Origin of the sequence: Clostridium sp., from assembly GCF_016650095.1 — a bacterium.
In the GTDB taxonomy this organism is placed as follows: domain Bacteria; phylum Bacillota; class Clostridia; order Clostridiales; family Clostridiaceae; genus Clostridium_AD.
In genome coordinates, this window is record NZ_JAENWL010000106.1 from 1 (window position 1) to 9,748 (window position 9,748).

Sequence of the window (9,748 nt, forward strand, 5' to 3'; positions counted from 1 at the left end):
AGAGCACATGACTTTTAATCATGGTGTCCGGGGTTCGATTCCCCGGTAAGCCACCAAATTTTATAAGGCTCCTTGGTCAAGCGGTTAAGACACCACCCTTTCACGGTGGTAACAGGGGTTCAATTCCCCTAGGAGTCACCACAAAAAGTCCATTGCAAAAGCAATGGCTTTTTTTTGTTTTAATTTATTATTTTATGTGAAAATAATAATTATTATTTCCACATAAAACACTATTAGGATTGTGGATAATGTTGATAACTTTTATAAATAAGTGTATATTTATAAAATGGAGATGAGATTATGTTTATAAACAAAAGAGTATTTATCGCAGAATTTATAAGAAGACCAAATAGATTTCAAGCATATGTGAATTTTAATGGAGAACAATTAATGGTACATGTTCCCAATACAGGAAGATGTAAGGAAATATTAATCCCTGGATCAACAGTTTTGCTAAGAGAAGAGCTTAATCCTACTAGAAAAACCTTATATGATTTAATTGCAGCATATAAGGATAATAAAATCATTAATATAGATTCACAAATTCCTAATAAAGTGGTTGAAGAAGCCTTGAAAGATAAAATAATACAAAAGCTTGTTAAATACAATATAATACAGAGGGAAAAAGCTTTTGGAAAAAGTAGATTTGACTTTAAACTATCAAACGACCTTGGCGAAGAATATTTTCTTGAGGTAAAGGGCGTAACATTCGAAGTAGACGGTAATACTATGTTTCCAGATGCGCCTACGGAAAGAGGAAGAAAACACTTATTAGAACTTATAGAGGCTAAAAAAAAAGGGTTTGGAGCGGGAGTACTATTTCTTATCCAAATGAATAACATAAAAAAATTTTCTCCCTACGATGATATGGATGTAGCATTTGGAGAGGCATTAAGATTAGCTTATACAAATGGCGTTGATATTTTTGCTTATGAATGTGAAGTAGGTGAAAAGTTTATAACTTTAAGTAAGGAAGTCCAAGTTGTTTTATAATTAAAAAATTTTCTAAATTATTTATTGATAAATTTATTAATATGAGCAATAATTAAATTATATTTAAAATAACATGTGGGCTAATGAATAGTCGTTAGGGAGGGGAAAGTTTGAAATTTATATATTGTCCGATTTGTGGAAAAAAGCTAATTGAAAAGTATAGTTGGGATGAAGGTGGAGTTCCATATTGCCCCATGGATGATATTATGTATTTTGAGACACCAAAACCATGTGTAATAGTTGCAGTAATGAAGGGTAGTGAAATTTTACTTCTTAAACAAAATTATACTTTTAAGAATTCAAAGGTATTAGTATCAGGATATGTAACAAATGGAGAATCTGTTGAAAACACTGTATATAGAGAAGTTAAAGAGGAAACAGGAATATCCGTTGGAGAAATAAAATATTTGGGAAGTGAATATTTAGATTCTAAAGAAATTATAATGCTAACGTTTATGGCAAAGTATATTGAAGGGGAGATAAATAAGTCTTCTGAAGTGGATTGGGCTGATTGGCAAAATATAAATGATGCTCTGTGTGAAATGAGTGAAGATGAGATAGGAAAAAGAGTTGTAAGAAAATTACTGAAAGAGATTGAATACACGGGAGAAGAGGCCTATAGATGTGATATTGAAACTAATTATTAAGTAATGCAAGATTAGTAGTTCCATATAGAGTAGATTAAGCATTGTATTAGACTTAATATTAAATCATAAGAAAAGGAGTGAAGGATATAAATGGAAAAGAATATTGAGAATAAAATTTCAAGCAAAAAAGTTCCTCAAATAACTGGGAACTTGAGAAGCCATATGATAGAACTACCAAGTGCTATAAGAGACGCTAGTGGCATTGTGATATTTGGGAAAAGATTAAAATCATTTGTTTTTACTACTGATGTAGCGGTTATAAGAAATACAAATGCTGACGCAGTTATTGCAGTATACCCATTTACACCTCAGCCAATAATAACAGAAGCATTATTGTTAGCAGCAGATGTGCCAGTTTTTTGCGGTGTTGGGGGAGGAATTACCGCAGGTAAAAGGGTAACAAATTTAGCATTAGATGCTGAATTTAAAGGTGCTATGGGGGTAGTTGTTAATAGTCCAATATCTAATGAAGTTATAACACAAGTAAGGGAAACTATAGACATTCCAATAATAGTTACAGTTATATCAGAATTTGAAGATATAGAGGCAAGAATAAATGCAGGAACTACTATAATAAATGTTTCAGGCGCTAAACGGACGGCTTATATAGTTAGTAAAATAAGAGAGAAATATCCTGAATTTCCTATAATGGCTACTGGTGGTTCTACTAATGAAAGTATAAGAGAAACTATAAAAGCAGGAGCTAATGCAATCACATATACTCCACCAATAGTAGCTGATATTTTAAATGAAATTATGATTAAGTATAGAAAAAGTTATGAGATAGAGAGTGAAGAAAAATAATAAATTAATTATTGACAAATAAATTCAATTAAAGTGGTAGGTGACAAAATGGCTGTAGGTGGAGATAACTGTGAAAAATGTCCTGAGGGGCAGACGAAACAGTGTGATGGAAAAACATTAGAATGTATTTGTAAAAGATGCCCAAGAAATTTAGGACAGTGCTTAACTACAAAATACTGTAGAGAAACTGAATCTATACTTAATATTTAAGGGTACCTAAAGGGTAAGCATAGTGAGATATATATTTTTCATGTGCCATGTAACAATATAAGCTACTAGAACATTTTATGTTCTAGTAGCTTTATTTAGTTTAATGAAATAATAAAAAAGTTTAAAATTATTTATTATAGAGAAATTATTACGAAACAAAAATAAAATAAAGTTGTATAAATATAAATTTTTTTATATTTTAAGATTATTTGAACATAATTTGAACATAATTAGAATTAAAACTTAAATAAAAGGAAGACTAAAATTAATGTTTAAAATTTATAAATTATAGGAGTGAAAATATGGCTTCAGGTGAACTAGAAATGAGAGTAGCGCAAAATTGTCATGGATATAAAACTAGGTGTTCCATGGAATTAATGAATAACATTACTTATGGGTCTCAAAGTTGTAGTAGTTGTGATAATTATGAAAGAGGAAAATGTACAGAGGGATTATTTGATGAGATTAGGGAAATAATAAGGGTGAATTAACTAGTTTATAAAATAAACAACACGAAAATAGGTTAGGCTGGATTAATATACTAACTTGTTATTTATTTGATTTAAAAGGAGGAGTAATAAAATGCCAAATACAGAACAGATGATGCATGTAGCAAACAGTTGTAATGGGTATAATTCAGTAGGAACACAATTTCAATCTTCAATAGGCACAGATTTCAGTAAAAGTTGTGATAATTGTAAGCATTTAAAAAATGATAAATGTGATGTTAATTTGTACGATAAAGTTTTAACAGAATTAGATCAAGGCTAATGCAGGTATAAAATCATTAATAATCTAAGAATAACTTTTCGAAGGTGGTTTGTTAGAAAATAGTGAACATTTAAATGTAAAATTATTATAAAATATATAACTTATTACCTTTGAAAATGTTGTTAAAATAGTAAGTTACAACAAAATTTTAGGATATATGTTAAAATAGGTAGGGTTTCATATAATATTTTCTAAAATTCTTATAATATTTATTTCGTTTACATTGAGAAATTTATATTTAAGTGTTAAAATGAAATTGGTTATTAGACTTCAAGACAGATTACAAAATGAATAAAAAATGGCAAAAGCCAAAACTTGGAGGTAAATTATGCATAAAAGATTATTTATACCGGGACCAGTAGAGGTAGCAGAAGATGTACTTCAGAAAATGGCTACTCCTCAAATATCACATAGAGGTAAGGAAGCATCAGCACTACAAAGAAACATAAGCGATAAAATGAGAAAAGTATTTAATACTAAAGAAGAAATATTACTTTCTACTAGTTCAGGAAGTGGACTAATGGAAGGAGCTGTTCGTTCGTGCACAGCAAAAAGAGCAGCAATATTTTCAGTAGGGGCATTTGGAAACAGATGGTTCGAAATGTGTACATCAAACGGAGTACCAGCAGATAAGTTTGAATCCGAATGGGGACAACCAACGACTCCAAAAATGATTGAAGAAGTATTAGTAACTGGAAAATATGATTTAATAACTATTACTATGAACGAGACTTCAACAGGACTAATGAATAACATGGAAGCACTTTCAGCGGTTTACAAAAAATATCCTGAAGTTGTAGTATGTGTTGATACAGTAAGTAACGCTGCGGGAGCAGAAGTAAAAGCAGATCAGTGGGCTATAGACATCTGTATAACTTCAACTCAAAAATGTTTAGGATTACCTGCAGGAATGGCTATTTGTTCATTCTCAAAAAAAGCAGTAGAAAGAGCTAAACAAGTTTCAAATAGAGGAATGTATTTTGATTTATTAGGACTGTATGATTACATACAAAAAAAGGATTATCAATATCCTTCTACTCCTTCACTTGCACATATGTTTGCATTAGATTATCAATTAGATAAGATATTAGAAGAAGGATTACAAAAAAGATATGCAAGGCACATTGCTAGTGCAGAGCTTGTTCGCTCATGGGCTAGAAAATACTTTGAAATATACCCTGATGAAAACTTTATGTCAAACACATTAACTAATATTAAAAACACAAGAGAAATTAATGTCTCTGACTTAAACAAGCAATTAGGAGAAAAAGGTTTTATGATTTCTAATGGATATGGAAAGTTAAAAGAGAAGACATTTAGAATAGCTCATATGGCTGAAACTACTCCAAAAGAAATAGAAAATTTATTAGTAATAATAAATGAAATTCTAGGACTTAAATAATTAACAAATTAAGAATGAAAAATTATAATGTAATTTTTCATTCTTAATTTATCTTTTAGTAATCAATGAAAACGATATACTTAGTTTGGTCGCCTACTGAAGTAGCCGAATTTAATTAAATATAATGTTTTCTTATTTAATGAGGAGGTTTATCATGATTAGAATATTAGTTACAGATGGTATGGAAAAAAATGCTATTAAAGAATTAAAAGCTAAAGGTTTTGAAGTTGTTGAAGAATTTTATGAACCTGAAGTTTTAGGTGAAAAATTAAAAGAGTTTGATGTAATAGTGGTTAGATCTGCAACAAAGGTTAGACAGCCAATAATTGATAAAGCAGCGGAAGCAGGAAGACTAAAGCTTATAATCCGTGGTGGAGTTGGAGTTGACAATATAGATGTAGCGTATGCTTTGGAAAAAGGTATTAAAGTTAATAACACTCCAAATGCAAGTAGTGCATCTGTAGCTGAGCTTGCGATTGCTCATATGTTTGCGGTATCAAGATTCATTAATATTTCTAATGTATCTATGAGACAAGGCAAATGGGATAAGAAAAAATACGTAGGTGTAGAAATTGGCGGCAAAACTTTGGGTTTAGTTGGATTCGGAAGAATATCAAGAGAACTAGCTAAAAAAGCATCTGCACTTGGTATGACAGTTATATATACAGATATAATAGGAAAAGCTAAGGATTGTGATGAATATGAATTCTGTGAATTGAACGATTTGTTGAAAAGAGCAGATTATGTATCATTACACATACCGTTCTTTAAAGAGAAAGGGGCTACTATAGGAAAAGATCAATTAGCTATGATGAAGGATGGAGCATTCTTAATCAACTGTGCTAGGGGCGGAGTAGTTGATGAGGCTGCTTTAGTAGAAGCTTTAGATAATGGAAAATTAGCAGGAGCTGGAGTAGATGTTTTTGTTGAAGAACCAACTAAAAATGAAGCTTTAGTTAACAATCCAAAGGTTTCTGTAACACCGCATATTGGTGCGGCTACTGGAGAGGCTCAAACAAGAATAGGCAGTGAGATAATAAGTATTATTTTAGATTTTTTTAAATAAATGAATTAACTAAAGGAGGAATAATCATGTCAATAGTAAGACCTTTTAAAGCATATAGACCACAATTAGATTTAGTAGAGAAAGTAGCGGCTCTCCCTTATGATGTTATGAACAGTGAAGAAGCTAGGGAAATGGTAAAAGGGAAGCCTTATTCATTTCTACATGTTGATAAGCCGGAAGTAGATCTAGCACCAGATATAGACGTTCATAGTGAGCAAGTTTATCTTAGGGCTAGAGAAAATCTTCAGAAAATGATTAGTGATAAAGTATATATGCAAGATGAAAAGCCTTGTATGTATATATATAGACAAATAATGGACGGAAGACCTCAAACAGGTATAGTTGCTTGTGCTTCAATTGATGATTATATAAATAATACTATTAAAAAACATGAGTTAACAAGAGCAGATAAAGAGCTTGATAGATTTAACCATGTTGATTATACAAATTGTAATACTGGACCAATATTCTTAACATATAGACATAAAGATGAAATAGACAGTATTGTAAAAAATTGGACAGAAACAAAAAAACCAGTATATGATTATAAATCAGAAGATGGTGTATCTCAAATTATCTGGGTTATAGATGAAGAAGAAATTATAAGTAAGCTTTCAGCTATATTTGCTGAAACAGACTATTTATATATAGCTGATGGACATCATAGATCTGCTTCAGCTGTTAAAGTTGGACTAAAGAGAAGACAAGATAACCCATCATACACGGGTGATGAGGAATTTAATTTCTTCTTATCAGTTATATTCCCAGACAATGATTTATATGTAATGGCTTATAATAGAGTTGTTGCAGATTTATTCGGAAACTCTCCAGAAGAATTTATGAATAAAATTGCTGATAAATTTGACATTACTCCATATAAAGGAGAAGGTCAATTTAAGCCAGAAGAACAAAGAACGTATGGAATGTTCTTTGATTCGAAATGGTATAAATTATCTGCTAAAGAAGGAACTTTCGATATGAAAGATCCTGTAGATAGATTAGATGTATCAATACTTCAAAAAAATTTACTTGAACCAATTCTAGGAATTGATGATCCAAGAACAAACACAAGAATTGATTTCGTAGGTGGAATAAGAGGACTTGAAGAACTTGAAAGAAGAGTTAATGAAGGCATGAAAGTTGCTTTTTCTATGTGTGCTACAACCATTGACGATTTAATAGATATAGCAAATGTAGGGAAAATAATGCCTCCTAAATCCACTTGGTTTGAACCGAAATTACAAAGTGGAATATTTGTTCACGAACTATAATTTAATGTCCTAGTAAAAATAGAACCCTATGTATTTAAAAAGACCACGCATATGCGTGGCCTTTTTAAATATATAGGGTATAATATAAATTGTATTTACAATAAGATATATATCAAAGGAGAGAGAAGCTTATGCCGCAGCATTCATTGTCAAGAACAGAGTTACTTATAGGTATGGATAGTTTAAATAAATTATCAGAAAGCAAAGTAGTAGTTTTCGGAATAGGTGGAGTTGGTAGTTATACAGTTGAAGCACTAGTAAGAGCAGGTGTTGGAAAATTGGTATTAATAGATGACGATACAATATGCTTAACAAATTTAAATAGGCAAATACATGCTACAGTTAAAACTATAGGCAAAAGTAAGGTTTTAGTAATGAAGGATAGAATACTAGAAATAAATCCTAAATGTGAAGTTATTACTCATGAAACATATGTAACTGCAGAGAATATGGGAGACATAATTACTGAGGACACAGATTATGTAGTGGATGCTATTGATACAGTAACTTCAAAAATAGCATTAGTTGAATATTGTAGAGAGCATAAAATTAATATTATATGTTGTTTGGGTACAGGGAATAAACTAGATCCAACACTATTTAAAGTTGCAGATATTTATGATACGAAAGTATGCCCACTTGCAAAGGTTATGAGACATGAGCTACGAAAGAGAGATATTGACAGTTTGAAAGTGGTTTATTCAGAGGAAATTCCTATTAAGCCAAAGTTGGATGAAGTTATAACATGCAAAGAAGGGTGTGTATGTACAGGAGGTTCAAAAAAATGTGCTATGAAGAGACAGATTCCAGGTAGCATATCTTTTGTCCCTCCAGTAGCGGGAATGATAATTGGTGGAGAAGTGATTAAGGATTTGATTAAGAAGAATATTTAAAGATACAGGTATAAGGAACATTTAACTATAAATATTTATGCTATAATATATGTGATTGTGGAAGACAAAATCCAGATGTTTGAAAAAAATTATTAATAGTATTTGAGATGATATAAGGTGCGGGGTAATGATTTGAGCGTGCTTATTCACCTTTGGATTAATTATTGGCACTTATTTTATTTTTTATATGATACCGATGAGTCTAATAATATCAATTATTTTTATATATCTTATTTATATAAATACAAAAAAATATTTTAGTTTAGATAGTGAGGTTAAAAATGAACAAGGGTAAATATGTAAGTTTAGAAGCTTTAAAGGGCAATGAGAGAGAGTATGTAATAAAGGATAATGCTTATATAATACTAGGAAGAATATTTATAGTGGAATTAGATAAACAAAACAAGTTTTGTCAGTTTAGATTAAAATTTCATAAACATTCTAACGGAAGTTATGAATATTTAAAAGACACATTAAGTTTAATACTGAATATTTTGATTAAAAATATGGGAATAAACAAAGTAAATGTTATAGCTCCTGAAACAATAAATATAAATGCTTTTACTGATTTAGGATTTAAGTTAGAAGGTATTATAACAGATAGTGTAATAAATAAATCGGAATACCAATCAGAATTTATGTTTGGTATCAGTGCTTTTGTTTTTAATGGAAATTCTATAAAAAGAGAGCTTACTATTAAAGATAACAATATTAAAATTCAGGTATTAACTCCTGGGGATGTAGAAGAAGTGTTAGATTTCCACCTAAGAAACAGAGAATTCTTAAGGTATTTTGAGCCTACTAGAGATGAGTATTTTTATACTCTAGATAGCCAAAAACGTACTTTAACAGAGAGTTACAAACAATTTTTAAATGGTAGTGGCGTTAACTTCGGGATATATAAGAACAATAAACTCATTGGAAAAATAAAAATATCAAATATAGTAATGGGTGTTTTTAAAAATGCGTTTATAGGTTATTCATTGGATGAAAAGGAGCAAAGTAAAGGATATATGAAAGCAGCAGTTAAACTTGTAGTAGAATATGCTTTCGAGGAACTAGACTTACATAGAATAGAGGCGACTACTTTAATAGATAATGAAAAATCACAAAGAGTATTAAGAAACTGTGGTTTTAAAGAGCTTGGTATAAGTGAAAAATACTTATATATAAATAGCGAATGGAGAGATCATATGGTTTTTTATAAGGTTAAAAATAGTTAATTGTTTATAAACTAAATTTTTATTTAAAACTAGAATGACAATTAGAGCAGATATTTTTACAAATTGGTGCGCTTTGCCTGTGGATATAAGAATTTCTGTGTATACTAATCCTAGTGTATCAATATGGGAAAAGTGGAGAATAAGCAAGAACCTAAGATTATAGGGCACTTATATTGATATAAATCGTATAAATCATAAAACAGATATATATGATTATGATAGACTATTATTTGTTGCTGCAGTTTAGCAATGAAAAAACAATCATCGCAGCAAAGAATTTAATTTAAAGTATTAAAAAACTGTTGACAGATGATTAAATACCTAGTAGAATAGTAGAAGTCGTCACATGATGACTTAGCGAATTGGTCTTTGAAAATTAAACAGAGAAATAGGTAAAGAAATGAAATAATATTTTATTTTAACCAGTTAATTACTTTAGTAAAGTAATATTTTAGTCGTAAGACTAAA

11 protein-coding genes and 1 tRNA gene are annotated in these 9,748 nt (G+C 30.1%); all 12 read left to right on the plus strand.

Annotation, left to right across the window (positions count from 1 at the left end; all coding sequences use genetic code 11):
- Window positions 1-66 precede the first annotated feature (66 nt).
- The 12 genes from JJE11_RS08245 (at window position 67) to JJE11_RS08300 (ending at window position 9,280) form a co-directional block, all read left to right on the plus strand.
- Window positions 67-141: transfer RNA gene (locus JJE11_RS08245), tRNA-Glu, on the plus strand.
- 159 nt (window positions 142-300) lie between these two features.
- Window positions 301-993, plus strand: coding sequence for a DNA/RNA nuclease SfsA (gene sfsA, locus JJE11_RS08250; protein WP_291634443.1), 693 nt, complete (start codon window positions 301-303; stop codon window positions 991-993).
- 110 nt (window positions 994-1,103) lie between these two features.
- Window positions 1,104-1,640 carry an NUDIX domain-containing protein gene (locus tag JJE11_RS08255; protein WP_291634445.1) on the plus strand — a complete coding sequence of 179 codons (537 nt, stop codon included), beginning with the start codon at window positions 1,104-1,106 and terminating at the stop codon, window positions 1,638-1,640.
- 90 nt (window positions 1,641-1,730) lie between these two features.
- Window positions 1,731-2,444, plus strand: a complete 714-nt coding sequence (locus JJE11_RS08260; RefSeq protein WP_291634447.1) for a hydrolase — start codon at window positions 1,731-1,733, stop codon at window positions 2,442-2,444.
- Window positions 2,445-2,492: 48 nt separating this feature from the next.
- Window positions 2,493-2,654 (plus strand): hypothetical protein, encoded by a 162-nt coding sequence (locus JJE11_RS08265; RefSeq protein ID WP_291634449.1) that lies wholly within the window; start codon window positions 2,493-2,495, stop codon window positions 2,652-2,654.
- 302 nt (window positions 2,655-2,956) lie between these two features.
- Complete coding sequence (locus tag JJE11_RS08270) at window positions 2,957-3,145, plus strand: hypothetical protein (protein WP_291634452.1); 189 nt, start codon at window positions 2,957-2,959, stop codon at window positions 3,143-3,145.
- Between the two features lie 91 nt (window positions 3,146-3,236).
- The gene (locus JJE11_RS08275) at window positions 3,237-3,425 is read left to right on the plus strand and encodes a hypothetical protein (protein ID WP_291634454.1); all 189 of its coding nucleotides are present in this window, start codon (window positions 3,237-3,239) and stop codon (window positions 3,423-3,425) included.
- A 328-nt stretch (window positions 3,426-3,753) separates the two neighbouring features.
- The gene (locus tag JJE11_RS08280) at window positions 3,754-4,827 is read left to right on the plus strand and encodes an alanine--glyoxylate aminotransferase family protein (protein WP_291634456.1); all 1,074 of its coding nucleotides are present in this window, start codon (window positions 3,754-3,756) and stop codon (window positions 4,825-4,827) included.
- Window positions 4,828-4,981: 154 nt separating this feature from the next.
- Window positions 4,982-5,893: a D-2-hydroxyacid dehydrogenase gene (locus JJE11_RS08285; protein ID WP_291634458.1), complete on the plus strand. Its 912-nt coding sequence runs from the start codon at window positions 4,982-4,984 to the stop codon at window positions 5,891-5,893.
- Between the two features lie 26 nt (window positions 5,894-5,919).
- Window positions 5,920-7,164, plus strand: a complete 1,245-nt coding sequence (locus tag JJE11_RS08290; protein ID WP_291634460.1) for a DUF1015 family protein — start codon at window positions 5,920-5,922, stop codon at window positions 7,162-7,164.
- Between the two features lie 131 nt (window positions 7,165-7,295).
- Window positions 7,296-8,057, plus strand: coding sequence for a tRNA threonylcarbamoyladenosine dehydratase (locus tag JJE11_RS08295; protein WP_291634461.1), 762 nt, complete (start codon window positions 7,296-7,298; stop codon window positions 8,055-8,057).
- A gap of 281 nt (window positions 8,058-8,338) precedes the next feature.
- The gene (locus tag JJE11_RS08300) at window positions 8,339-9,280 is read left to right on the plus strand and encodes a GNAT family protein (RefSeq protein WP_291634462.1); all 942 of its coding nucleotides are present in this window, start codon (window positions 8,339-8,341) and stop codon (window positions 9,278-9,280) included.
- The last annotated feature ends 468 nt before the right edge of the window (window positions 9,281-9,748 follow it).

Coding starts and splice junctions, on each gene's coding strand:
- JJE11_RS08300 (WP_291634462.1), top strand. CDS start 8,339: ATGAACAAGGGTAAATATGTAAGTTTAGAAGCTTTAAAGGGCAATGAG.
- JJE11_RS08285 (WP_291634458.1), top strand. CDS start 4,982: ATGATTAGAATATTAGTTACAGATGGTATGGAAAAAAATGCTATTAAA.
- sfsA (WP_291634443.1), top strand. CDS start 301: ATGTTTATAAACAAAAGAGTATTTATCGCAGAATTTATAAGAAGACCA.
- JJE11_RS08265 (WP_291634449.1), top strand. CDS start 2,493: ATGGCTGTAGGTGGAGATAACTGTGAAAAATGTCCTGAGGGGCAGACG.
- JJE11_RS08260 (WP_291634447.1), top strand. CDS start 1,731: ATGGAAAAGAATATTGAGAATAAAATTTCAAGCAAAAAAGTTCCTCAA.
- JJE11_RS08275 (WP_291634454.1), top strand. CDS start 3,237: ATGCCAAATACAGAACAGATGATGCATGTAGCAAACAGTTGTAATGGG.
- JJE11_RS08290 (WP_291634460.1), top strand. CDS start 5,920: ATGTCAATAGTAAGACCTTTTAAAGCATATAGACCACAATTAGATTTA.
- JJE11_RS08295 (WP_291634461.1), top strand. CDS start 7,296: ATGCCGCAGCATTCATTGTCAAGAACAGAGTTACTTATAGGTATGGAT.
- JJE11_RS08270 (WP_291634452.1), top strand. CDS start 2,957: ATGGCTTCAGGTGAACTAGAAATGAGAGTAGCGCAAAATTGTCATGGA.
- JJE11_RS08280 (WP_291634456.1), top strand. CDS start 3,754: ATGCATAAAAGATTATTTATACCGGGACCAGTAGAGGTAGCAGAAGAT.